The sequence below is a fragment of the Microbulbifer mixtoriginis (SeqCode) genome, from assembly GCF_052467515.1.
The window spans coordinates 1509388-1534338 of the sequence record NZ_CP174314.1; the positions used below are offsets into that span (position 1 = coordinate 1509388).

The window sequence follows — 24951 nt, forward strand, 5'->3', positions numbered from 1 at the left end:
AGATAGAACTACACACTAGGTGGATTTAGATATTGGCTATCAATTCGATTCTATTGATAAAATTTGTATCAATACTGAAGTTAAAGATGGAGATGCTTTCTCGGTAGGTTATGGGGTTATAGAAGAATCTACCGGTGTAGGGCCTGACGATATTATTAGTGCTGTATATAAATTGGAGCTCATCAGTTATTCTGGGGACGTCTCAACTCCAGAAAATTCCAATCCTGTCCCACAGATAGCAAGCATCAGCTTTTGTGAAGGTGAAACCAGTATCTTGGCGAAAAATTTTCTCGATGGAGAAGGTAAATTTACGTTCAATGTGTCCGGTGGTTATATGGATTTCTGGGACTTTGAGCTGGTTGTTGAAGGGGACCTATCTGATATTCAGCTGGCGATTGAGCTTGATGAACCTGCCGATTTTTCAGTGCCTTCCTACGGGGGAAGAGTCAATTACGATGCAAGTATTCGCAATTTAGATTCTTCACAATCATTGGTTACTCTTGAGCAATGGAGCGTGCTCACTCTTCCCAATGGGGATAAATATCCCATTCATAAATCACGGGATGTTGTGTTGAACTATTCTGAGGCGAAGGATTACACTCGAAATTATTTAACGATACCAGAGTGGTTTGAGGCTGGAGATTACGAGCTAACTTGGTATGTCGCTGACCCAAGCACCGGGATTCGGGTGAAAGACAGTCTGCATTTCACAAAAAGTGCTGACTAAGCTTTAAACTTTCGACTGAGCTGGGATACTCTTGTGTCCCAGCTGTCCCATTCTAATCATATATGGCTCAGTCATCAAAATAAGTTTTGGATGTTAGACTGTCTTTCGATGTTAAAGCACTGTTATATATTTCTCTTACTTGCCGTAACAGCCACTTTAAACGGCTGCTACTAAACCGAGCCCGAGACTTATGATCACAAGCAGTGGCTTCCCCAGTGGTCCAATGCCGATGGTGGCTGTCAGAATACTCGCCAAGAGCTGCTGATTCACCTCTCCTTGATTCCGGTGAACCTCAGAAATGAAAAGGCCTGTACCGTTATGCCGCGCTTATGGGTGGCCCCCTATAGTTAGTGGCCAGTTTTTCCAAAAGGCTTCGGATCTGGATGTTGAGCATATAGTCCTGCTCGCTTGAATCCATAAGTATGGAGGTGCCAATTGGGCCTGCGAGCAGCGCCGCGCCTTCGGCAAAGACCCGGCCACCTGTGGCTGATGGAAGAGGGCCATAACCAGAGCAAGGGCGATAATGGCCCCGATGAGCGGCCCCCTCACTAGAACCATCTACAAGTGGCAGTTTGGGATAGTGGCTGGTAAGTATGGGCTGATGTAGCGCAAAGAAATTAGGCTCGATAAGTATGGCCTATTTTTTAGTTGCATGCTCATACCTGAGTTTGAAAAACCTTGCTCTTGCAGAAGGCTTTCAAGTTTTGTAAGCGCAGCAGCCTTGCTTCTGCGAGTGAAGGTGACGCCTACGGGTGTTCTGATTTCATAGCTAGTGGTCACAATGCCTGCGCCATCGACTTCCGTGATTTCATTAAGAGTGAAGTCGCTTTCTTGAAGTATATTGGTTTCGGTGTGTACTTCAATTTCCCTTTTTTTAGAGGTTTCAACATCTATATATTGACTACTTACTAGCCCTTTAATTCAACAAATTATTTATTAAGATAAATTTCCCTCGGTGTAATGCAGTTAATCGAAAAAATGAATTGGGAGATATACAATCATTGATCAACAACTGCTCGGTTTCGTGCGTGTATTGAGGAGGCGGACAATGCTAGGCAATAATTTGATCTGAATCGAATGCAAGCCCGATTTAATAGTTCGCAAACTCTGTGTTGAGAGGGCGAGAATAATCTAGAGAGCATTTCACTGATACTCATTGCCGGGATGACCTACAGCGAGATCATTGAAGGCATCCTGTGCATTTTGCTGGTACTCTTGCAGTGCCTAAAGTTCTCGCCTTGAGGGAGGACACCAAGGGTTCTCAAGTGTGGCAATACGCCCAGGAGGACAGACTGGTGCCGCTTCGGCCCGCCGTCCAAGGTGGTGAGGCTGGAAATTGATAGCAATATGCGGATGCGCTCTATTAAAACCCTAATGAAGGTCAGCAAGCGCCGCATACTGGAGTTTTGGCAAAACCGAAAACCGGGCTTTTAACTCTACATGGTGTTTAGTTAGTTGCGCTAGTCGACAGAGTGGAAAAGTGGTTATGTCCATCTTTGAAGATGCTTTTTGTGAGGGCGTTCAACTTCTTTTGTAGCCGCTTAAAATTTTCTTGGTCCTGAGTAAAAATTCCAATCGACTGCGAGGCAAGCTCAATTGATTTCCTCAGATCTTCAATCTGCGTTTGTACTTCTGGCTCGAAATGCGGCGCCAGTTTCCCCAGCCTTTTATCAGCTTTATTGAGGTGCGAGATGAAGGTTTTTTTGGATTTTGTAGCTTTGCAGCCTGGACCATCGTCTTTACTTATTTTCTCGAATTCAGCTAGAAGGCGGTTTAGTTTTGACTCCAGGCCACTTATCAAAAGCACGGCATTTTCGTATGCCTTCATCTTTTCATCGTAAAGGACTTTTTTCTCAGGAACTCTGTCTTCCAAGCTTTTTAGTGGCTTTATTACACGCCAGACTATAAAAGCGCTAATTAGGAAAAGGTTATCGTAACAACGGCAGTGCGAATGATCTTTGTTCCAAATTCGAGCTCGTCCATGATTTCTCCTGAGTCATTATTAAAAATAGTCATGCGATGCAGTAGCTTCTGAGTGGTTACTCCTCAGTCTTCACCGCAAATAAATCTGTCTGCTGTTTCCGTACTATCGAAAACTCCAGCCTGGTAATCAGTCGCCCTGTTGGTTGTTATGGGGCGCACCGTTATTGGGTATAAATTGATTTGCCCCATTTGTACCCCTTAACCTGCGAGAATGTAAACCAGAAATCTTTACACCTTAAAGCGGTCGCTGAAGGCTCCGGGCTTGGGGCCTGTAGGATAGCTGCTATGCCAGCAGTGTGCAGATATTCCGGCCGGACCTGCACGCCCACCGGGTGGTGATTTTCTCCAGCAATTATCCACTGTAAAGCGGTGCCTTCCAGCGGATGATGACCACCCTGCGCGAGTTCGGCCCGAATGTGGAAGCCTACAGCATTGATGAGGTGTTTATGGGCCTGCACGGGATGCAAGTGGATTGGCTGGGCTGCGGCCACAAAATCTGTAACACGCTCTGGCGCAATATCCGCATGCCTGTGGGAGTGGGTATCGACCCCAGTAAGACATTGGAGAAGCTCGCTAACCGCGGGGCCAAGCCCCCCCCCCCAAGTGCGATGGCGTCTGTGCGCTGGATACCCCACCGACAACATGTGGTGGCCGTACGGCTGGTGAGAGAGATCATTACAGATTTACACCGCACAGGCTGCAGCTTTATGAAGGCGAGCATCGGGCTAATCGAAATTAGTCCTCGTGTACTTCGTTAGGGTGATCTATTACCCCGGGGCAATCTGCTCAGGCAGTGTAGGCCATGCAGGCGATGGACCGGATCAATAAAAAGTTTGGCCGTGGGACTTGCTGAGGGCATCCAGAAGAAATGGAAGATACGGCAGGCGTTTACATCGCCTGCCTATTCTACGGGGTGGGGGGATTTGCCTAGGGTGGTGACTTGAGGTTTTACTTGCAGGCTTAAGTTTCAGAAGATTCGCATTCTCTGTTGAGTTGTTTGAAATTGTCTTGAAACCAACTGAGCGCTTCAAGGCTGACTTTGTTGTCTTGTTCGTTAATTTCAAAATCCGGCTTCGATTTTGGGTGCATTAATGAGTTTCTCAAATCAATAAATTTTCCTAGGCTTTCCCATCTGTGATCGCTCGTATTGGGGGAAAACTCTATATTGAATAGCTTAGCGAAACACTTGAATAAAAATAATATACTTGGCTGAAGCCTTTGGAATGAGTCCTTTTCTTGAATCTCGCCATTTTTTTTTAAGGATTACAGTTTTTTCCTTTAGAGCTAATATCTCACTAGGGCTATAAATGGTCGGATCATCTTCTAGGGCGGCAAGGCAAACCAGTCTTAACTGATATACAACACCTTCAATATAGGCGGCAGTAGTTCTATAGAGTGTTCTACAGGCGTAAGGTGTGGGCTTATTCAGGGCAAAATTTCTTGCTGCGCGAATATCTTCTAGTAGCAGAGTCTGAAATGTCACCATCCTTTCGTGGGCTTCTTGAACTCTCAAAATGCTTCCTCTCGCGTATATCTTGGTAGGCAATGATAACTTTTAGGGGGTGGAGTGAGTGAAGTCAGTTAGTTTCACCCACCACTTTGTATAGGCGTCAGTTGTTCTTTCAGGTAGTCATAGTGCTCATAGACTTGCCACTGGCCCAGCAATTTATACCGCGACATTATTTCAGTGATATTGGGCTCTGTCCTTTCGGAAAAATTTGCCCTTGCTATCTTGCGTAGATTATGCGCCGACCAGTGTTTCATTTTGTAGTCTTTGTGCCGGCGTAGCCACTGAATGACACTTTAAGGTACTGCCATCGATAGAGGATTGTGCTACCTCAGAAGTGGTTTAGGTGGAGCTGCTACCCCATAGAAGATACGCGGGTCATGAACTTACTATGGGGGTTGTTTTGGCGCTAGTTGATTACCAGCACCACAACAAAAAAAGGCTTACGCCCTGAGACGTAAGCCTTTGCTTTGTATGGCGCGCTCGGGAGGATTCGAACCTCCGACCGCCTGGTTCGTAGCCAGGTACTCTATCCAGCTGAGCTACGAGCGCGTTACGGGTGCGGATATTATAGAGACGCTTTACCCAAGTCAACTGTTTTCTTAAAAAATCGTTACAAATCATTGTCTTACCCCATACATATTGATCTTGCCAAGCGCTACACCAAATAGCGGGCCAGGGTGTCCCAGTCGAAGCGCCGTGTTTTGCCATCGCTGAACTGTACCTCCACACGCTGATCCTCCCATTTTAAAACCCGGCCTTGGCCGAGCTTGTTGTGGCGCAGGGCTTCGCCTTGGATGGGCTTGCGTATGGGGGCGGCGGGTGCGCTGAGTGTTGGGTTGTAGTCGCAGGCCTCTAGGTAGCGCAGGGCTTGGCGGGAGACCGGGATATCGGTATGGATATGCTCGGGGCGTTCGCGCAGGAATTGCGCCATCAGCTGGCTGAGGGGCAATTGCATTTCGTCGATAAACAGCGAGGGCTGTGCGGCCTCGGGGTCTTTGCGTTTGGCCTCCTCGGTGGGGGCCAGCAGAAACAGCTTGGACTTTGCCCGCGTCATGGCCACGTACATTAGGCGGCGCTCACTTTCCAGGGAGGCGGGAGTACTGAAATCCCGCTGGGACTGGTAGGGCATATTGTGCTGGGTGAGGGTGGGAATAATAACCTGGTCCCACTCCAGCCCTTTGGCCTGGTGCATGGTGGTAATTTGGATAGCCTCCGCCGCAGTCTGCTCGCCTTCGCGGTGTTGCCGTTGTAGTTCTTGCAGGTGCGCCAAGGCTTCTGCCGGAGGTTGCTTGAGGGTATCCAGATATTGGCAGAAGGCCAGAATAGTTTGCTGCCTCTCCTCACCCTGCTGGCGGGTGAAGGCGTCTTCGGCAATACCGCTGAGAAGTTCCAGCTCGCCAATATGCCGGCGCAGTAGCTCGCCGGCGTGGCCACGCCAGCTCTCTATTTGTATCAAAAGCTCCGCTCTTTGGCGCAGGCGCTTGGCCTGCGGTTTGCTCAGGGTCTCTGGCAGTTGCGCAAGCAGCTGTTTGCCCCAGCCTTTCTCTTGTGTGGCGAGGGTGGCACAGAGGGGTTCAAGTACTTTGCGCGGGATGCGCACATGCGGCGCGGTGAGCCATTCGTACAATCCTTGCTGGCGCCGTTTGGGAGAGAGTTCGCTAAAACGGCCCGAGGCGATATTCAGGCTCCAGAACAGTGGCCGCAGTTCACGGCGCGACAGCACTGTGTTGCGGCTGGCGGAATGGTAGGGGATGCTGTTGGCCAGCAGCGCCAGTTCCAGTGGTGCGGCAATGGACCAGAGGCGCACCAATATAGCGATACCGGCAAAAGATTGGCCCTGCTGTTGGCAGCGGCGCAAGTGTTCTACCAGCCAGTGGCCTTCCTTGTCGGTGTTTATTTGTTCAATTGGAGTTTGCCGCTCGCCATCTGCGGAAATACAAAAAATCTCGGCGCGGTCGCGGTTGTTCTCAATAAAGTGGTTAGCGGCCAGGGACAGCTGATGCCCGTAGCGAAAAGTACGGCTCAAGTGGTAAATGTGAGACGGTGGAAAATCTTGGTCGAATAATTTGAGCAGGAATTCCGGCTTGGAGCCGCGCCACTCATAAATGGTCTGGTCGGGGTCGCCAATGGCGATCACATTGCCATTGCCGCCGTGCAGCACTCGCAACAGAAAGTGCTGTATCTCATTGATGTCCTGGTACTCGTCCACCAGGATGTCTTCAAAATTTCCACCGTATTGTTGTGCCAGCTCCGGTTTTTCTTGGAGTAATTTTGCCGGGTCGTAAATTAAGTCGGCGTAGGTCACGGCTGCTTGGCTGTGGCGCCAGTCTTCAAAGGTGTGAAATACCTGTAAAAAATAACCGTATTCGTCGCCGAGTTTCAGCTCCTTGAGCGCGCTGTGTTCGCCGCAGAGAAGGGTTTTACTGTAGTCGATAAAAAACTCTGCGGCCTCGATTTCCGACTGTTTGCGCTCGCGGATTTCTTCCAGCTCATGGGTGGGAGCACACTCCTCAATGGCCTTCCAGATTTGTAGCTGTACACTGGATTGTGACAGGGGGCTGAGATTCGCTGCGGCGATATGGCCGCTGGCAATCATGCGCTGGTAGAGGCGGTAGCCGATGCTGTGAAAGGTGTGTACAGCCGGGGTATGGTTGCTGGTCAGCTGGCCCATACGGCGTTCGAAATCCTCCCGCGCGCTGCGGTTGTACATCAATACCAGCAGCTGGGCGGCAGGAGTGCCGGCATCCAGGCGATTTTTTACGTAGTGCAGCAGGGCGGTGGTTTTGCCGGAGCCGGCCACGGCAATAATTTTGGCATGGCCACCGGAGTGATCCGCAATGGCCTGCTGTTCCTGTGTCAGTGTATCGCCAGCCATGGTGTCCTTCGCCCAAATACTGGATATTTTGCCAGTGATTGGTGGTGGCAGACAAGTTTACCAAATTGTGGGTTAGCTGGGGTCGGCGGGGGAGGGTGGCGTGCTGGCTTGGCCGTCGTCATGGATATTGTGATGGCGCAGGGCCAGCTCGGCAATATAGGCGGAGAGAAAAACCCGGCCGGTTAATTCCTGTAGCAGCTTGGAGCGCCCCAACCGGTCCAGAACAGGGCCCTTTACCTCTGCCAGGTGCAGGCGGATATTGCGCTCGAGCAGATCTTGGTTGACTTGTTGCAAGCGCTCAATGGCGGTGCTGTCGATACGGTTGACCGAAGAAAGGATCAATACCAGGTCGTGCAGGCTTTTCTGCCGCTGTACTTCCGCAAACAGGCGGTCTTCAATCGCGCTGATATTGCTGAAAAACAAGTTTTCATCGATGCGCAGGAAGAGGGTATCTGGTTGGGTTTTTACCGTGTAACGCAGCACATTGCGAAAGTGCTCGGTGCCGGGAACGCGCCCCACCACGGCGATATGGGGGCGGCTAGCGCGCCAGATTAGGGTGGCGAAAGAGAGCCCCACACCCAGGCCGATACCGGCCTCAACACCAAACAATATAACGCCCAACAGGGTGCCACCCATGGCCAGACCATCGGTGCGGTCGTAGTGCCAGTGGTGCGCCAGCGCACGCAAATCGATCAGATTGGCTGCCGCGACAATAATCGTTGCAGCCAAAACGCACACCGGCAGTTCGGTGAATACCTTGGTGGCGTAAAGCAGTACCAGGGCAATAAATATTGCGGCGATAACGCCACTCAGTGGTGATCTCGCCCCAGCCTCGTCGTTCACCGCGGTGCGCGCAAAGCTGCCAGTTACCGCAAATCCACCGGAAAAAGCGCTGAGGAGATTGGCGGTGCCGAGGCCACGTAATTCTGCATTGGCGTCGAGCTTCTCCCCCCGCCGCAGGGCGATGGTATGGGCTACCGAGAGGCTTTCGACAAAGCCGATCAGGGCGATTATCAGCGCTGGCAGCAGCAGCTGATAAATCATGGTGGGGTTAAAAGCCGGCAGCGTGAAGTCCGGTAGCCCCGCGGGAATTTCGCCCACCACGGGTAAATCCTGCTCCCAGTGAAAGATGGCGGTAAGGGCGATGGAGAGCAGCACGACGAGCATGGGCGCCAGGCGCGATAGAAGCTTTGCCCGTGTGCGCTCAACGCCCAGTGTACGCAGTAACAGGGGGAGCCCGAGGCGGGCGATAACCAGGCTGAACAGGGCGATCAGCCCCATTAATGCTGCATCCGGGTCGCTCATGGGGCTGTTGTCTATGGTGCTCAGCAGTATTTCCAGGGCCGTGTGGCCCTCACTCTTGGTGCCGAGCAGGGGAGCTATTTGCCCTGCAATGATCAGCACTGCAGCGCCGGAGACGAAGCCGTTGACTACCGGCAGGCTCAGCAGGTTGGAGAGGCTGCCGAGGCCGAGAAAGCCCATCAGTAGCAGCATGATCCCGCTGAGCAGGGCCAGCAGTATGGCTCCGTTGATATATTCGGCACTGCCGGGTGTGGCGATGGGGGTGAGGGCGGATGCGGTCATCAGGGCTAGTATTGCCACGGGCCCTACAGAGAGTACCGAGCTGGAGCCAAACAGGGCATAGCCCACCAGGGGTAACAGGCCTGCGTAGAGGCCCAGGTAGGGGGGTAGGCCGGCCAGGGCCGCATAGGCCAGGGCCTGGGGAACCAGCATCATGCTGGCGAGGATTGCGGCCACGGCATCCCCTATCAGCCACTTGGGCTGGTAGTTTTTCAGCCAGGAGGGGATCAGCTGGTGCGCACGCATACCTTTATCTTTTGGGTATCGGCACCCGCTGTGCGAGCGCCCTGAAACAACAAGATAGACCGCTGCGGCGGCGCGGGTTATTCGTAGCAGTCGCCGCCCACAGTCTTTGGCCTTAACCTTGCCCCGGGACCATCTTGCGGGCACTGAGTCTGAAAATCCCCATACCGGCCAGCATAGCCAGGGTGAATATCAGAGCTTTTTCCTGCCCGGCACCACTCGCCACAATGGCCGGGCCGGGGCAGAAGCCCGCCAGCCCCCAGCCGGCACCAAACATCAGGCCGCCAAGCAGCAGGCGGCGATCAATATGATTATTTGTCGGCAGCTGTAGGGTTTGCTTCAACAGGGATTGGCTGCGGCCTTTAAATAATTGGAAGGCGGGCAGGCTCACGGCGATGGCACCAGCCATCACCAAAGCCAGGGAGGGGTCCCAAGCGCCGGCAATATCCAAAAATCCGAGGACTTTTTCCGGGTTGGCCATGCCGGATAACAGTAGCCCCAGGCCAAAGATCAAACCCGCCAGCAGTGCAGTCAAAGTGGTTTTCATAATTCGATCCTCGCTTAAGCGGCCAGCAGGTGGCGTACAACGTAAACAGTGACAAAACCCGCTGCCATAAATACCAGCGTGGCGACCAGAGAGCGCGGGGAGAGGCGGGAAAGACCGCAAACCCCGTGGCCGCTGGTGCAGCCGGAGCCCAAGCGGGTGCCAAAGCCCACCAGTAGACCGGCGGCGATCAGGGTGGGGTAGCCGGCTTCAATTTCTATGGGCGGCAGGGCAAAAAATAATTGCCAGGCCAGCGGCGCAGCCAACAATCCGATAACAAAAGCCAGGCGCCAACCGATACCGGGGTTGCCCTCCAGCAGGCCGCCCAAAACACCAGAGATACCGGCGATGCGGCCGTTAAACATCAGTAACAGAATGCTGGCTAGGCCGATAAGAGCGCCGCCGGCGAGTGCTGTGGCTGGGGTGAAAGCAGTCCAGTCGATGGTCATGGGATTACTCCGCGCAGTAGAGTTGGTAGAGGGTTTGTAAAAGGGCCATTACCCGTGGGTCGGCTACCCGGTAATAGACGTGTTTGCCCTCCCGACGGGTATCTACCAGCCCCTCGCGGCGCAGGACCCCCAACTGTTGGGAAAGACTGGGTTGGCGAAGCCCCAGACGCTCCTCAAGTTCGCCTACATTTAGTTCTTCCTGGCTGAGCTGGCACAGCAGCAGCAAGCGGTCTTGGTTGGCCAGGGAGCGCAGCATGGCCGCGGCTTGGCCGGCGGAATCACGCATCTTGTCTAAGTCGAGGTTTGTGGTATCGGGCATGAACTTGGCCTGGCAATAATTTACAGATCAATAATATATTGTTTTATATATTATCAAAATGTATATTGTTCTGGTAGTGAAATTTGGAGGGCATAAAATGTCGCAGTTAGAGCAAGGCACCCAGGTGCAGCCATTCCTGGACAAGGAGACCGAAACCTGGAGTTATGTGGTGTATGACAGGGACGGCGGCTCGGCCGCGGTGGTGGATGCCGTGCTTAACTTTAACGCGGCATCTGGGCGCACCAGCAGCAAGGGCGCTCAGGCGGTAGTGTCGTTTATCCGCGAAAAGAACCTCACCCTGGAATGGATACTGGAAACCCACGCCCATGCCGACCATCTCTCTGCGGCCCCTTTCCTACGGGAGCAATTGGGCGGGCGCATCGCCATTGGTGAGCAGATTTGCCAGGTACAGAAGATTTTTCGTGAGGTCTTTAATCTGGAGCGGGAGTTCCTTGCCGATGGCAGTCAGTTCGATCACCTATTCAAAGATGGTGAAACTTTTCAGGTGGGGGCACTAGAGGCGCGGGTGATTTATAGCCCCGGCCACACGCCGGCGGATATGGCCTGGCTGATCGGCGATGCCCTGTTTGTGGGGGACACCTTGTTTATGCCCGACGTGGGCAGTGCCCGCTGTGATTTTCCCGGTGGCGATGCCGCGCAGTTGTATTTGTCGGTGAAAAAAATATTATCCCTGCCGGACGAAACCCGCATGTTCATGTGTCACGATTATCCGCCGCAAGACGAGCGAGACTATCAGTGTGAAACCACGGTGGGTGCCCAGCGCCGCGAGAATATCCACCTGCGCGACGGCATTAGTGAAAGCGAATTTGTGGCAATCCGTAAAAAGCGCGATGCCAGTCTGCCTATGCCGCGGCTGATTATTCCCTCGGTGCAGGTCAACATCCGTGCAGGGCAACTTCCCCCGGCGGAATCCAATGGCACTGTTTATTTAAAGGTGCCGCTGAATCAGCTATAAAAAACCAGTTAATCCCAGCGCTGTAGTTCTATTTTAATGAGGACTGCTGTCATTTCGAGACGACTATGAATATTAAAAAGTTAGATGAACAGGTGAGTGTTTCTGAACATATTACCTGTGAGGCAATGGCACCGTTGGCACAGAGTGGTGTACAGGTGGTGGTTTGCAATTGCCCGGAGGGAGAGAGTGAAGTACATCCTAATTACAAAGCTATGGAGCGGGCCGCCCAGGACGCGGGCTTGCGTTTTATTGCGATCCCTTTTACCCGTGGGCGAATGACGCGGGAACACTGTGAGGCCTTTCTTGATGTATTGCAGGGTGGTGAAAAAATCCATGCATTTTGTCTTACTGGCAATCGTTCCAGCCAGGTGTGGGCTGGCGCCAAAGTTTTAATGGGCGCAGATAAAAAACATTTGTTCGGCCAAGCGCAGATGGCCGGTTTCGATGTTAGTGCCGCGCTGGTTGCTATTGAGCCCTAATAAAGACATTTCAATGGCTAGTTAGGTCATACCCAGAATTGCGGCACAGTTGTGAAAGTGTGCCGCAGTTAAATACCCGTGGTGTGCCGTGATAAAGCGGGAGATACCGGCGTTGTTAAACAACAGAGTGGAAGGTGAACCAAGGTTATGCAGCAACTCTCCCGATGGTTTCCCATCCTCACTACTTTTCAATCCTATAACCGCCGCACCTTAAACCGCGATCTGATTGCCGCCGCAATTGTTACAGTGCTACTGATTCCTCAATCTCTTGCCTATGCCCTATTGGCGGGTCTACCGGCGGAAGTCGGCCTCTATGCGAGCATGGTACCGCTGGTGGTTTACGGTATTTTTGGTTCCAGTAGTACGTTGTCTGTGGGGCCGGTCGCGGTGATCTCACTGATGAGCGCCGCCGCGCTGGGAGAGGTCACCGCCACGGGCGAGGTGGACTACCTGAGCGCCGCCGCTGCGCTGGCACTGCTTTCCGGGGGAATACTTTTTCTGTTGGGTACATTACGCCTCGGTATGCTGGCTAACTTTCTCTCCCACCCGGTGATCTCTGGTTTTATTACTGCTTCGGCCTTACTGATTGCTCTCAGCCAGTTGCGGCATTTATTGGGGGTGGCCGCCGAGGGTGATACCGCACCGGAGCTGCTGCTATCACTATGGCAGAGCCTGAACAGTATCAATAGCCTTGCTTTGATCACCGGGGTAGGGGTGCTGATTTTTCTCTACTGGAGTAGGGCCCTTGCTGCAAAATGGCTAGAGAAAATGGGCTTGTCTAGCAGCAATGCCGAACTGTTTGCCAAGGCGGCCCCAGTAGTGGGTGTACTGGTAACTATCGTCTTATCCATCTCCATAAATTTTGAAGCACATCAAGTGGCCTTGGTAGGCGCTATTCCTGCTGGGTTACCGCCCCTATCACTGCCGCACCTCTCACTGCCGCTGCTGCAATCTTTATTTGTGCCCGCACTAATGATTGCCATTATTGGCTATGTAGAATCTATATCGGTGGCCAAAACCTTGGCCGCCAAGCGCAGGCAAAGAATTGATAGCAACCAGGAATTGGTTGCCCTAGGGATGGCCAATATAAGCTCAGGCATTTCTGGCGGTTTCCCGGTGAGCGGTGGTTTCTCCCGCTCGGTGGTGAATGATGCAGCGGGGGCGCAGACACAATTTGCCAGCCTGTTTACCGCATTGGGTATCGCCCTGGCTGCACTCTTTTTAACTCCTTTTCTATATTACTTACCGAAAACCACATTAGCCGCCACCATTATTGTTGCGGTTCTCTCCTTGGTGGATTTCTCCATCCTGCGTAAAACCTGGCACTTTGCTAAAGCAGACTTTATTGCCGTTACCCTGACCATCGCCGTTACCCTGCTAATGGGCGTCGAACCCGGTGTGGCCTGTGGTGTTGGCGCATCCTTATTATTATTTATTTATCGTGCTTCCAAGCCCCATATCGCCGAAGTGGGCCTGGTGGAGGGTACCGAGCACTTCCGTAATATTCACCGGCACCAGGTAAAAACCGTTCCCGAGATTCTCACCTTCCGCGTAGATGGCCGCTTAATCTTCTCCAATATTGGCGTATTGGAAGAGCGCATTTATACAGGCCTTGCCAATAACTCACAGGTAAAACATGTCATTCTGATGTGCAGCGCAGTGAATGAAATAGATTGGAGTGCCTTGGAGGTTCTGGAGTCTATGAATGCGAACCTGGCTGATAGAGGGGTTCGTTTTCATCTCTCCGAAGTTAAAGGGCCGGTGATGGATTGTCTGGAGAGAAGTAGTTTTTTACAGAAGCTCTCCGGGGGGGTGTTTTTGAGTCAGTATCAGGCGTTTGTGCAATTGGGCTAGGGTATGATTCAGGTAAGATTATTGAGTGTGAAGCCGATGATTTAAGTTAACCCCTTTGAAGACTGATTTTCTCCTTGCCTCTTTGTAATGTATATGCCCGTGCAGGAAGTCAGCTCTGCAAATGTTCAAGGTTTGGATGGTTATCCCCTCATGGATAAGCGTCCGTAAGAGTTGGTTGTCTTTTAATCTGATACCGTTTGATTGCCCGCTTAGTCGGTGTGCTGACTTATTGCGAGAAAATCGCTCATTTGAATAAATTAATATAGAAAGCGATGGGTAAACTTTTACGAGTTAGGTTCCTGGGCAATTTATTGTAACCTGTCTTTTTAGTATCGAAAAAACCATATTTTTTAATGTGATTGGCTAAGTGTTAATGCATGGATATACTCGTGCGCTCTGCTTCTGGTGGCACAGGCAGTGAATCATTTTTTTTGTGGTTTTATATTGAGTTGAGGAATTTTAGTGCTCAGGTTTTTTGGATTGATTTTGGGGCTCTCGATTTCCTTGCAAACTTTGGCCTCGGTATCTGGACCCAGTACCAATTCCACAGGACAATTCACGGTCAACTATAGTGCGGCACCAAGCTCCCACAATCAGGCGGAGTTGCGGATAACACAAAACGGCATTGAAAAAAGGTCCTATAGCATAGGTACTTCTAAGGGAAGCAAAGTAGTTACTGTCAGTTCACCGGGGACTTATACCGTAACGCACTGGACCATGAAGGAAGCCGAATGCCTACAGCAGGGTAGGTTTGGGTGTACGGAACCAGGGTTCGGGGAGCCATGGGGAGCGAGGGGCGGTTTTTCTATAGTCGTGTCTATCCCAAAACCTGGAAATATTTCTCTTTCCACAAAAAATACAACGGGTAGTTACACCATTAGTTGGGGGGCAGCTTCAGGGGCTCCAAGTAAGTATCAACTTCAGCAGCGTAAAGATAGTGGAGGGTGGAGCACTATTTATGATGGTTCCGCACGTAGTAAATCCCTGTCTGCTCAAAGCACAGGTATCTATCGTTATCGTATTAGGGCTTGTTACACCGCTTGTAGTTATTACACAGCGGAGAAAGCTATCACAGTTGTTCGCACACCGGGGGCTATAACTGTCCCAAGCACCTCTACTAATGGCAGCATAGCTATTTCCTGGCCCTCTGTTTCTGGCGCGGCCAGTTATGTGGTACAGGAACAAAAAAATAGTGGATCCTGGTACCAGGTTTATGCGGGCACACAACGCAGCAAAACTATCACAGGGCGGGGAAACGGCGTTTATCGCTATCGGGTTGCCGCAGTAGAAAATGGTCATACCGGTAGTTATCGCAATTCGAGCAATGTCACTGTTTCCCGTGCGCCGTCTGTACCGAGTGGACTCTCTTTGCCGGCTACAACTACCAGTGGTTCTTATACTATCAGTTGGAAAAGTACACCCGGTGCACAAAAGTATGTGATAGAGGAAACGGGCACCAGAAGTGGTAGTTGGACGCTATCGGGAACTTCGAAGAGTTTTAGTAAGGCATTAAACGGCTCATATTTATATCGTGTACGCGCTTGTAGTACGTATCAGGGGGTTAATGCCTGTAGCGGCTACACGGCTAAGAAAACCGTGCAGGTAAGTCACCCACCTTTGAAAGTGAAATCCATCTCTCCATATGGATCGGTAAGCTTGTTATTTAATACCGGTTGGGGAAAGGCCGAATATTGTGAGCTCAAGCGGGGCAACACCACCCTCGCCCGAAACATTATGAATGACGGAGCTATTTTTGTTGACACGGTGATTGGTGGTGGAACCTATCGTTATGACTACCATTGCGAAGAATGCTTAATTGGTAGTTTCCCAGATTGTTCAGAACCGGAAACGGTTGGCTGGACAGGTGTTAGTGCAAATGTTGTTATTGTGCCCAGTCAGCCCCGCTTGTCAGTGAGTGGCAATACTCACTCCAAAAATGGTTCTGCTGCGTTTACTTCTGTAAGTACAGGCCCTATTCAAAAGGTGCGTTGGCAGAAGCGAGTTAGTAGCAGCGCTTGGCCTGCAGACACCAGCTTTACCGAATACGTGACAACGGATGGTAACTTCCAGGTAACCGGTCTGGCAGATGGAAACTGGGAAATCCGCAGTAAAAATTGCAATAGTGCCGGGTGTAGTGATAACTGGAGCAATGGTGCCATTGTATCGGTATTGCACAGCCCGCAGGCAAGTTTCAGTATTTCCTTTACCGGTGATTTTGATGAAGGAAGCTACAGTGTCAATTGGTCCCCTGCCAGCGGCACAGTTGACCACTATTACCTAAGAGAAAGTAAGAATGGTTTCTGGGGTGAATGGTTGGATAGGGGGACCTCTCAGAACTACAAGCCAGATCCGCAACCAGATGGCAGCTACGAGTATGAAGTCAAAGCGTGCAACAGCAGTGGCTGCAGTAATTCAGTTAGATCGGAAAAGCTGACCATCGAGCATCCGGCACCAGCCGCTCCGAGTAATCTTGTCGCTACGCGGGTCAATCAGGAAATACAGTTGGCTTGGGATAAGGTAACAGGTGGTTTTGATGATGAATATGAATTTCGTTTGAATGGGGAAGGCTGGCGCTCGGCAAATACTTCATTAACAGCTACCCAGCCTATAGGTAGCTACGGCCCTTATACTTTTGATGTTCGCGCATGTAACCATACCCCTGGTGATCGCAAGTGCTCTAGCTTTACAACCACCACTTATACGGTTCCCGACCCAGATCCTACTGCACCTGGTTGGGCCAAGACGATTGGCAGCCTGGCTCTGCTAGACGCTGGCTATTCCCCGGTACAGTTAAGTACACATCAAGAAACGCTGGGTGTAATCAAGGGTGCTGGTGGCTCATCTGGTGGGGCTGCTTCTTATCAGCTGCCCATCGAGTTGCCACCGGGCCGTGCTGGTATGCAGCCAGAAATCTCCCTAAGTTATTCTAGCCGTGCGGGGAATGGTGTGCTTGGTAAAGGCTGGTCACTCGCTGCCGGCTCTCAAATAACGCGCTGTCCACAAACTTTTGCGCAGGATGGTCAGGCGATACCTGTCCTTTACAAAAACACAGACCGGCTTTGTTTAGATGGCCAGAGGCTGGTTGTGATCTCTGGAAGCTATGGGGCTTCAGGGGCTGTCTATCAAACTGAGCAAGATACACAAACAAGGGTTAGGCAATACGGTGGCATTAATGGTGGGAGCACTTGGTTTGAAGTTGAGCTAAAAAATGGCCGAATTCGCCGGTATGGAGACAATGCGGATTCTCGCCATATTGCTCAGGGCGTAAACACCATTAAATCGTGGGGTATCTCTTTCGAGCAGGACCGCGCCGCTCCAAATAGCAATTCCATTAACTATGTATATAAGAATTTCGGGCGAGGGGAATATCACCTCTCCGATATCTATTACACTGGTGCCGCTCAGCAGAATGGTGATCGCCGTGTCAGTTTTGAGTATGGCAATGGCGTAAGACCAGATATTGAATCTGGTTATTTGGCTGGAGGACTAACACGCTTATCAAAGCGCCTTAGTGAGATAACTGTTTACTCTCAGGGTGATAAGGTGCGTGAATACCGTTTTGACTACCAATTGAGTGACGCTACAAAGAGTAGTTTGCTAAAAACCATAACTCTCTGTTCTGGGGATGGAATTTGTTTTGCCCCTACCGCTCTTGAGTGGGCTGATACCGAAGAGAGTAAGCAAACTGAAATTTTAGGGGCTGCCGCTTATAGTGGGGCCAACCACTTGAATACTGACAGAACGATTAGTGCGCTCTTCCCGGAGGCGAAGAGTATTGATCGACTAGCTCCGAGGGGAGACTTTAATGGGGATGGTGTTAGGGACTGGCCTGGGCATTTTATCAGCGCCGAAGGGCAGTTGACTGGCAGCTTTAATGCCAACACAGAGGGTTGTACGCCATATCCTGGGAGTCTTCGTTGCGTAGAGCTGGATGCAAACAATGACGGTAGAAGTGATACCTGGAGAATAGCTTCAGGAAAACTGCAAATTGGTATCAGTGATGGAGATGGTAGCTTTTCCTGGGTTGCAACTCCGATTGCCTTGCCCGGTTTGGACCACATCCTCGATGCCAGAGATTACAACGGAGATGGCTGGGTAGACTTGCAAATTCGCCGGGGTGAATCTCTAACAAATAATGAGCTGTACCTATACATTCATACAGGCAATGTTCAAGCTCCCTATAAAGATAGCGGCCAATATGTAACCTCATTTTTATATGATAAAACGAAATGGACCCATCGTAACTCCGTAGAGTTTGTAGGAGATATCACGGGTAATGGATTACCAGATATCTTGCTTTACAGCACTACCGTTCAAGTGGGTGATGTTGGTGAGGTTACATCACCCCAGCCTGTACCCTCCCTCTTTCTATTTGCTACTCGTAGCGGCAATGGGGTTAGCTTCGTACCATCTTTGACCAGTTTTTCAAAATATAGCTCTAATAATTTCCACTCTTATCATCTTCTAGATATCAATGGAGATGGTTTGCAAGATTGGGTGAGTTGGCAAGGGGACCAGCAAGGCTTCCACTACCGTTTAAATAAAGGTGGTATTTTTACAGATTGGGATTTTGCGTCATTGCAAGATTCTATTGCCACTAGAACTTATCGTTACAATTTGAAAGGTGATGGTGATAGAAGTTATCAGGATCTAACAGGCCTGAAATATGTCAATGCCTTCAAAAGATTTGATCGAGGATCTGATGGAAAAATTACCCTTATTTACCCCGGAAAGAGATTGGTAGAAAGCTGCATTAAGGCTCGAGACGGAGGTAGCTTAAGGCAGTTCTGTGGTGGTGAGCTCTACGGAGCTTACAATTCTATGACTCCAGGTAACCCCATTTATGAAAATTTTGATGTCTCCAAAGTAGATAATAGTCTCTACGCTTTTGAAGGTCTACAATTTGTTGAGCAGGCAGATGGCAGCTTCAAAGTAGAACAATTTGATCCAAATATCGTAGGCACAGCTTATAACTCTGCGGTCATAGATGCATTCGGCAATGGGTTGCAGGACTTTGTCTATTCCTACGGTTGTGTCAATTATCCTGATAGTTGCTCTGTCCCCAATGCCCAAGGGCATTCGGAAGGGGTATATATTCAAAGGAACCGGGGATCAGCACAAGCGAATGAGCTATATGAACCTACCGATATGCTGACCGCCGTAGAAAATGGATTCGGGGTTCGCGATGAATGGCACTACCGCCCCTTATCCTCCCGCGATGACCGCTATCACTCCAGCGCAAAACCTTTCTACGAGCGCGGAGGTTACCTTGATAGCTTATCCTCCTCTGTACAGGATGATCACTTTGAATTTACCTCCAGCATGTACGTGGTGGCAGAGCATCGCCAATCCAATGGTGTGGGCGGCCTAAACAAAAAGCAATACCGATATAAGGGAGCGGTATTTAATAATAAAGGCCGTGGTTTCCAGGGTTTCCATACCATTATTGAGGAAGACCTGGCCGCAGATATCGAAACCCAGTCTGACTTCCACCAAATATTCCCACTCGCCGGTAAGCTGCATAAACAGCGTAAATGGGAGCTGGGGGATCGCTCTTCTGATACCAGTGGTGTGAATGCCTTTGAAGAATCCAGTTTTCACTGGCAGTTCTGGGCGAAGGGTGGGCATTCATCACCGAAAGTGGTAGATGCCCTTACGGATTCGTGGAGTGTTTCAGCCAATGACCCCTATTTTGTTGGCCCTAAAAAGCAGAGTTCGATTCATCGGACTTTAAATAGGTCAGGCAATAGCCGCACGCATCTGTACACCCAGAGCCAAACCACAAGCTTTGATGCCTGGGGCAATGTGTTACTGGCGGAAAACCGCTATGAGGAGGCGAACAGTTCTCATATTGTGGTTTCCACTACCAACACCCAGTATGCCGCTGCGGATCAAACTAACTGGTGGATCAATAAACCCTCAAAGCAGACGGTGACCAAAAAATCCATCCAAAGCCGCAAAGGGGTTTCTATTGCCGCGAATACCGATACCCAGCAATCGGTAGTAGTGGATTTCCTGCAGTGGGATAGCAATGTTCGTAAACCCAAGCGAGTAAAAACCACGCCCTCCGATGGTAAGTGGACCCAGGTGGATACCGTTTACAACAGTCACGGCCTGCCCACCAAGGTCACCACGTCAGCAGAAGGGGAGGCAAAGACACGGGTAGTAGAAACTACTGCATTTAGTGGCGATGGATACTTCCCTAAAACGGTTAAAAATGTTTTGGGCCATACGGTAACTACCGAGACCAACGCCAAGTTCGGCCAACCGGACTCCATTACTGATGGCAATGGCCTAACCACCCGCTTTAGTTACGACGCCTTTGGTCGCACAACTAAAGTGACAGCCCCCTCTGCGCTGGGCCTTAAGGCTGCACCTGATAGCTTTACTGCTTTACAGTGGTGTAATTCCGGCTGTAGCCGCGCACCCGGTGCAGTGTTTAAAACCATTCAGCAGCAGGCTGGTATGCCAGAGCAGGTTACCTACCATGATCAGCTCGGCCGCGTGATTCGCACTGAAGTTCAAGCCTTCGATGGCAGCGACTGGATTGCACAAACGGTAACCTATAACGCTCTGGGCCAGACCACCTTCGAATCAGTACCGCACTATGCCAGCAGCGGCACCAGTTACGGTACCCGCTACCTGGATTACGATACCTTCGGCCGCGCCCTGCACAAGACGGTGAATCAGACCAATGGCCAACAACTGGATGTAACCTACACCCACGAACAGGACAGTGGATTTACTACCGATATCCTGGTGAACGGCCGCACCATGAGCCGCACCTACAACGGCCTGCAACAGCTCACTGAAACTGTCGATGCCTTAAGTGGCACCACCCGCTATGCCTATGACGGTGCCGGTAACCCCATTGTTCTGAGGGATGCCAGCAGCAATCGCATCACCGCCAAGTACAACGCCCTCGGTCAAAAGGAATGGGTGGACGATCCCAATATGGGGTCCAAGTCGTTTACCTATACCGGTTTTGGCGAAGTGGAAACTGAGATTGACGGCAACCTGGATATCACCAGCTTTACCTATGATCGCCTTGGCCGCATGGAAAGCCGCAGTGTCAACGGCACAGAGGAAGCCAGCTGGAAATATGACAGCGCCGCCAACGGCAAGGGCCTACTTGCACGAGAGAGCCGCAGTGACACCAGCTATACACGCAACTACAGCTACGATGCCCTCAGCCGCCCCTACAAAGTCACCACGGCAATTGACGGCGAAGACTTTGTTACACAAAGTCATTTCGATAGCAACTACGGCCGTTTAAAAGGCCTTAGCTACCCCTCCGGGCTGACCCTGCAATACAGCTATAACAGCAGCGGCTACCAGTTCCGCACCAGTAATGCCGCCAGTGGTTACACCTATCGGGAAATCACCCAGATGGATGCCTGGGGTGAATGGGAGTTTGCCAGTGTCGCCGCCGGCAATTACACCATCGGCCGCAGCTTCTATTCAGAAACCGGGCAAATGGCCGGCACCACCTTTGACAGCCTGGTGCAAAACCACCAGGGCATTGCCTACAGCTACGATAGCTTCGGCAACTTGACAGAACAGGTAGTGCAGCTGCCCTCAAAAACTCCGGCACTCAATGTAGAAAATCACTACTACGATGCCTTAAACCGCCTGGACTACAGCACCCGCACCGATGGCCCCAATATCGATTACGACTACGATGCGATTGGCAATCTGCTGAAGAAAGACGACTTCGCCAGCAGCTACAGCTACACCGGCGGCAGTAATGGCGGCCCCAGTGCAGTGAAGAGCGTGCGGCTGATTGACGGCGGCACCAAAACTTATGGCTACGACCAGAACGGCAACCGCACCCATGAAAATGGTGCGCAGCAGATCTGGTACAACGCCTTTAACAAACCCACCCGCATTAACCGCAAAGGCGCCAACCTGTATTTCTACTACGGCGCCGACCAGATGCGCTACAAGCAGGTGAACCAAACCAGCGGCAAGACCACCCTGTATATCGACAAGCTATTCGAAAAAATTACAGGCGGTGGTGAAACCCAATACCGCCACTTTATCGGCGATATAGCCGTGCTAACCAGCACTGATAACGGCAGTGAACTCACCCACAAGATCGGCTTCAGCCACCGCGACCGCCTCGGCTCTGCCGCTGCCGTGGGTGATGAAGCCGGCAACTTAAAAGAAAGCCACAGCTTTGATCCCTTCGGCAAACCGCGGCAGGGCAATATCCTCGATAAAGATACCCCTATCTTAGAGAGCGTTTATAGCACCCGGGGCTTTACCGATCATGAGCATCTGGACGATGTAGAACTGATCCATATGAATGGGCGGGCTTATGATTATAATCTTGGGCGTTTCCTGAGTGTGGATCCGATCATACAAAGCCCAGGTAACTCACAGTCTCTGAATCCCTATTCATATATTATGAATAACCCATTGGCTGGAACTGATCCTAGCGGGTATGCGGCCTCCTGCACAGGCAGTGAAGATGGGGCGACCACTTGTACCGAAACGGTAGAGGTTGCTAAAACTGGTTCTCGCATAAAGCGGTCGGAAACTCGCTCCGTAACCATGCATGCTAATGGGATGGTTTCAGGTAGTATCACCAGTAATGGAGTAACACAGAACTATGCGCTGACCCAAAATGGTTGGCAGGAAATGTACTCTCCATCAGATATTGGGAGTCAATCCTCCAGGGGGAATATTGATCAGTCCTATGGTGATGATTCCAATGAGCCGGGTCTCCTGTCAAAAGCTATTTCTAATACAGTTGGTGTCTTAGCGGGGCCGGCAATTGAAGGGATGCAACGAGATTATGTCTCAGTAGATGGTACAACATCTGGAGTAGTCACAGGGGAGGAAGCTCAGCTTTATAGTCAGGTACTGGAGCTAATTCCCGGTGAGGGCGTAGCAGCAAAATTTATTGTTGGTAAAGCTGCTACATCTATTCTTTTGATAAGGAATGCAGATCCCGGGTATACGAATAAAGGAGTATTAGAGTTACTTTCAGATCCTAGCTTTCAGAAAATGCTGAGAGATGTTGACTGTATAGATTGTGACGATATTGCTCGAAAACTCTATAAAGCTTCAGGTGAGCGGGGAAGTATATTGGACTTAACTGTTCCTGGAGGAAGTATCAGAGTAAGAGAATTCGGAAAAATTGAAGAGTTTGTAGATCATAGAGTTTTCGTGGATGGAAAATATGTTATAGATCCACGTTATTCAAAATTCCCAGTTCCTATAAATCGATATATGAGAGAGCTAAAAAAATTAAATCCTAATCTTGTTGTTGAAGATGTCACCCCGTAAAAATTGTCAATGAGGCACTAGATGATTGCTGATATAGAAAAGATACAAAAGTCTATTAATTCGAAAGGTGTGTGTCCGAAAAAAGGGTTTAGGAGAGATGTAGCAATTTATGAGTTGGTTTGCTATGTAAACAATATTACTGGGTGCTATTTATCTGGAAATCTTGATCCCATAGGAGTATTTATTTGCCGTGCAAGGGATTTTATTCATGATAATAAGGAGGACAAAGAAAATAGAGAATATTTTCAGTTAGTTGAAAAATATTTGCTCTTGATGGAAGGCTGCTTGAGAGGGGGAGCTTAGAATATATTTTAACGTGTAGATTGGATTGGAGTGTAATTAATTGTGGATACCCATAGATTGAATGGTACATAAAAAGCAGTTAAACGATTATATTTCTACTTGTTTGTAGTCAAAAGAAAGTTGGTAAGGGAGGTTTGTACTGAATGTTCGAACAAATAAGGGTGCCCAAAGTTTAAATAGAAGTGCAAGCAATAATGCATATGTTTCACTAGCGATCATTACTCTTGACTTGATGCTAGTGTGGTGTAACAAATAGAGCTTCAGAACTGGACAGCCATTCGATGTTGGCCGTGTCAGTGATTTTGATATTGCACTTGCTAGTCCGCAAATTCTTGCTCAAGCTAAGCAGTTGGGCATTAGGCTGAGGTCGGGTGGGACTAGAACCGGACCACTTACTGCCGCTCAAGTTCGAAAATTAGGGTTGGGAGATATGCAGACTAAGTTATCAAACCAAGCTGGTCGTCCTGTGAACTTTATGATATATGGCGATGCTGGAGCAGCAGCCAGCAGAGCGCCAAGTATAGGATTTTAATTGTGATTAAAAAATCATATGATCTTTATGGTATTGATTGTAACGGTTTGGATAATGCTAAAGCGTTAATTCAGAATCTTTTAGGTGTGACTTTGTTGGCTCATGAGAGTGGATTTCGCTGTGGAGAGTACTACCGTCTTCATGATGTAGGTCAAGAGCATTTTATTCTGCAGAAAAATTATGATGATATTGATGAGGAGTGGATAGAAGAGGAATTTTTGCGTAGTCCTTTAATCTTCTACGTAAATGAAACTGATAGATCGAGTGTTTTGCAAGCAGTTTTACTCAAGGATAAAAGAATTACTTTGTTAAGGCATGAAGAGCTTTAAGGAGGTAAATTCAAGACGGTCAAGGTGCAATTCCGGACCCTCATAGATTGAATGGTAGAGAAAAAGCGGTTAAACGATTATATTTCTACTTATTTGTGGTCAAAAGAAAGTGGGCAGGAGATGTTTGTACTGAATATCTAAGTGATCTTAGATCTATTTAGTATTCAGGAGGGGTAGAAGTCGGTGCGTAGCTTTGAGAAGCTTCAAGTTGACTGAGATTAGGAGAAAGAAATTGCTGGTAATCGCGCAAACCGTGTGCCCAGTGTTTATTCAGCCGAGTGCAGGCTTGCCGTACCGTCTCTACTGACCCTGCCAAATCTTTAAAGCAGCTTTCAAAATTTCGATTGAGATAAAGCCTGTGTTTAGATGATACGCCCAGCAGTTGGAGGATAGGTGGGGTATTTTCGGCAATAACCACGGCCTGCTCACCAAGATTACGACCTCAGCAGAAGGGGGAGGCAAAGACACGGGTAGTAGAAACTACTGCATTTAGTGGCGATGGTTACTTCCCTAAAACGGTTAAAAATGCTCTAGGCCATACGGTAACTGCTGAGATCAATGCCAAGTTCGGCCAACCGGACTCGGTCACCGATGCCTAAGGCGTTCGCCGCCGATAAGCGGTAGCAGGTCTTTCGGTTGCTCGCCGGAAATCGCAGCACGAAAGGATAGGTAGAGCACCTTCGACTATACTTTCAACGATTTCCAGTGCTCACTTCCTGTTTCTTTTTGATACGCACATAAATCTCTTCGCGGTGAACGGATAGAGATTTGGGTGCATTTATTCCTATCTTTACTTGATTGCCCTTAACCTCTAATACTGTAACTGAGATATTTTTTCCAATTCTTAAGTTTTCGCCCGTCCGGCGCTTTAAAATCAACATACAGATTTCCTACTAATGCTCAAACTGTGGGGCTTTCGCGATGATGAGAAAGCTTGGAAGATTACGTTTGCA

18 protein-coding genes and 1 tRNA gene are annotated in these 24951 nt (G+C 49.9%); 9 read left to right on the forward strand and 10 right to left on the reverse strand.

Features of this window, described 5'->3' with window-relative positions:
• Window positions 1-19: 19 nt before the first annotated feature.
• Entirely contained in the window at window positions 20-727 is a 708-nt protein-coding gene (locus tag ACJJIT_RS06475) for an RbmA family biofilm matrix protein (RefSeq protein WP_444900356.1), read from the forward strand.
• A 1447-nt stretch (window positions 728-2174) separates the two neighbouring features.
• Here ACJJIT_RS06475 and ACJJIT_RS06480 read toward each other — a convergent pair.
• Window positions 2175-2600 carry a hypothetical protein gene (locus ACJJIT_RS06480; RefSeq protein ID WP_444900357.1) on the reverse strand — a complete coding sequence of 142 codons (426 nt, stop codon included), beginning with the start codon at window positions 2598-2600 and terminating at the stop codon, window positions 2175-2177.
• A gap of 493 nt (window positions 2601-3093) precedes the next feature.
• Here ACJJIT_RS06480 and ACJJIT_RS06485 point away from each other — a divergent pair, with 493 nt between their 5' ends.
• Together ACJJIT_RS06485 and ACJJIT_RS06490 are read left to right on the forward strand one after the other, a co-directional pair.
• Entirely contained in the window at window positions 3094-3468 is a 375-nt protein-coding gene (locus tag ACJJIT_RS06485; protein ID WP_444900358.1) for a Y-family DNA polymerase, read from the forward strand.
• An 81-nt stretch (window positions 3469-3549) separates the two neighbouring features.
• Complete coding sequence (locus ACJJIT_RS06490) at window positions 3550-3654, forward strand: DUF4113 domain-containing protein (protein WP_444900900.1); 105 nt, start codon at window positions 3550-3552, stop codon at window positions 3652-3654.
• Window positions 3655-3884: 230 nt separating this feature from the next.
• Here the strand turns inward: ACJJIT_RS06490 and ACJJIT_RS06495 are convergent, their stop codons facing one another.
• The 7 genes from ACJJIT_RS06495 to ACJJIT_RS06525 form a co-directional block, all read right to left on the reverse strand.
• Entirely contained in the window at window positions 3885-4223 is a 339-nt protein-coding gene (locus ACJJIT_RS06495; RefSeq protein ID WP_444900359.1) for a hypothetical protein, read from the reverse strand.
• A 469-nt stretch (window positions 4224-4692) separates the two neighbouring features.
• Window positions 4693-4769, reverse strand: a tRNA-Arg gene (locus ACJJIT_RS06500).
• Between the two features lie 106 nt (window positions 4770-4875).
• Window positions 4876-7095, reverse strand: coding sequence for an ATP-dependent helicase (locus tag ACJJIT_RS06505; protein ID WP_444900360.1), 2220 nt, complete (start codon window positions 7093-7095; stop codon window positions 4876-4878).
• Window positions 7096-7167: 72 nt separating this feature from the next.
• Window positions 7168-8922 carry a SulP family inorganic anion transporter gene (locus tag ACJJIT_RS06510; RefSeq protein WP_444900361.1) on the reverse strand — a complete coding sequence of 585 codons (1755 nt, stop codon included), beginning with the start codon at window positions 8920-8922 and terminating at the stop codon, window positions 7168-7170.
• Window positions 8923-9034: 112 nt separating this feature from the next.
• The gene (locus tag ACJJIT_RS06515; RefSeq protein ID WP_444900362.1) at window positions 9035-9466 is read right to left on the reverse strand and encodes a DUF6691 family protein; all 432 of its coding nucleotides are present in this window, start codon (window positions 9464-9466) and stop codon (window positions 9035-9037) included.
• A gap of 14 nt (window positions 9467-9480) precedes the next feature.
• On the reverse strand, window positions 9481-9912 hold the full coding sequence (locus ACJJIT_RS06520; protein ID WP_444900363.1) for a YeeE/YedE family protein: 432 nt from the start codon (window positions 9910-9912) through the stop codon (window positions 9481-9483).
• Window positions 9913-9916: 4 nt separating this feature from the next.
• A complete protein-coding gene (locus ACJJIT_RS06525; RefSeq protein WP_252082221.1) occupies window positions 9917-10231 on the reverse strand; it encodes an ArsR/SmtB family transcription factor in 315 nt (104 codons plus the stop codon).
• Window positions 10232-10328: 97 nt separating this feature from the next.
• Here ACJJIT_RS06525 and ACJJIT_RS06530 point away from each other — a divergent pair, with 97 nt between their 5' ends.
• The 6 genes from ACJJIT_RS06530 (at window position 10329) to ACJJIT_RS06555 (ending at window position 23998) form a co-directional block, all read left to right on the forward strand.
• Window positions 10329-11207 carry an MBL fold metallo-hydrolase gene (locus ACJJIT_RS06530; RefSeq protein WP_444900364.1) on the forward strand — a complete coding sequence of 293 codons (879 nt, stop codon included), beginning with the start codon at window positions 10329-10331 and terminating at the stop codon, window positions 11205-11207.
• A gap of 65 nt (window positions 11208-11272) precedes the next feature.
• On the forward strand, window positions 11273-11686 hold the full coding sequence (locus ACJJIT_RS06535) for a TIGR01244 family sulfur transferase (RefSeq protein WP_444900365.1): 414 nt from the start codon (window positions 11273-11275) through the stop codon (window positions 11684-11686).
• A gap of 147 nt (window positions 11687-11833) precedes the next feature.
• Window positions 11834-13540 (forward strand): SulP family inorganic anion transporter, encoded by a 1707-nt coding sequence (locus ACJJIT_RS06540; protein ID WP_444900366.1) that lies wholly within the window; start codon window positions 11834-11836, stop codon window positions 13538-13540.
• 813 nt (window positions 13541-14353) lie between these two features.
• Window positions 14354-22834, forward strand: coding sequence for an RHS repeat-associated core domain-containing protein (locus tag ACJJIT_RS06545; RefSeq protein WP_444900367.1), 8481 nt, complete (start codon window positions 14354-14356; stop codon window positions 22832-22834).
• 21 nt (window positions 22835-22855) lie between these two features.
• Complete coding sequence (locus tag ACJJIT_RS06550) at window positions 22856-23137, forward strand: hypothetical protein (RefSeq protein ID WP_444900368.1); 282 nt, start codon at window positions 22856-22858, stop codon at window positions 23135-23137.
• Between the two features lie 534 nt (window positions 23138-23671).
• Window positions 23672-23998: a hypothetical protein gene (locus ACJJIT_RS06555; protein WP_444900369.1), complete on the forward strand. Its 327-nt coding sequence runs from the start codon at window positions 23672-23674 to the stop codon at window positions 23996-23998.
• A 157-nt stretch (window positions 23999-24155) separates the two neighbouring features.
• Here ACJJIT_RS06555 and ACJJIT_RS06560 read toward each other — a convergent pair whose 3' ends face one another.
• Together ACJJIT_RS06560 and csrA are read right to left on the reverse strand one after the other, a co-directional pair.
• Window positions 24156-24416, reverse strand: coding sequence for a hypothetical protein (locus ACJJIT_RS06560; protein WP_444900370.1), 261 nt, complete (start codon window positions 24414-24416; stop codon window positions 24156-24158).
• A gap of 274 nt (window positions 24417-24690) precedes the next feature.
• Window positions 24691-24879: a carbon storage regulator CsrA gene (gene csrA, locus ACJJIT_RS06565; protein ID WP_444889909.1), complete on the reverse strand. Its 189-nt coding sequence runs from the start codon at window positions 24877-24879 to the stop codon at window positions 24691-24693.
• Window positions 24880-24951 lie beyond the last annotated feature (72 nt).

Excerpts from the sequence above, each read along its gene's own strand:
- ACJJIT_RS06485 (WP_444900358.1), top strand. The coding sequence starts at position 3,094 with ATGATGACCACCCTGCGCGAGTTCGGCCCGAATGTGGAAGCCTACAGC.
- ACJJIT_RS06505 (WP_444900360.1), bottom strand. The coding sequence starts at position 7,095 with ATGGCTGGCGATACACTGACACAGGAACAGCAGGCCATTGCGGATCAC.
- ACJJIT_RS06510 (WP_444900361.1), bottom strand. The coding sequence starts at position 8,922 with ATGCGTGCGCACCAGCTGATCCCCTCCTGGCTGAAAAACTACCAGCCC.
- ACJJIT_RS06515 (WP_444900362.1), bottom strand. The coding sequence starts at position 9,466 with ATGAAAACCACTTTGACTGCACTGCTGGCGGGTTTGATCTTTGGCCTG.
- ACJJIT_RS06520 (WP_444900363.1), bottom strand. The coding sequence starts at position 9,912 with ATGACCATCGACTGGACTGCTTTCACCCCAGCCACAGCACTCGCCGGC.
- ACJJIT_RS06525 (WP_252082221.1), bottom strand. The coding sequence starts at position 10,231 with ATGCCCGATACCACAAACCTCGACTTAGACAAGATGCGTGATTCCGCC.
- ACJJIT_RS06530 (WP_444900364.1), top strand. The coding sequence starts at position 10,329 with ATGTCGCAGTTAGAGCAAGGCACCCAGGTGCAGCCATTCCTGGACAAG.
- ACJJIT_RS06535 (WP_444900365.1), top strand. The coding sequence starts at position 11,273 with ATGAATATTAAAAAGTTAGATGAACAGGTGAGTGTTTCTGAACATATT.
- ACJJIT_RS06540 (WP_444900366.1), top strand. The coding sequence starts at position 11,834 with ATGCAGCAACTCTCCCGATGGTTTCCCATCCTCACTACTTTTCAATCC.
- ACJJIT_RS06550 (WP_444900368.1), top strand. The coding sequence starts at position 22,856 with ATGATTGCTGATATAGAAAAGATACAAAAGTCTATTAATTCGAAAGGT.
- csrA (WP_444889909.1), bottom strand. The coding sequence starts at position 24,879 with ATGTTGATTTTAAAGCGCCGGACGGGCGAAAACTTAAGAATTGGAAAA.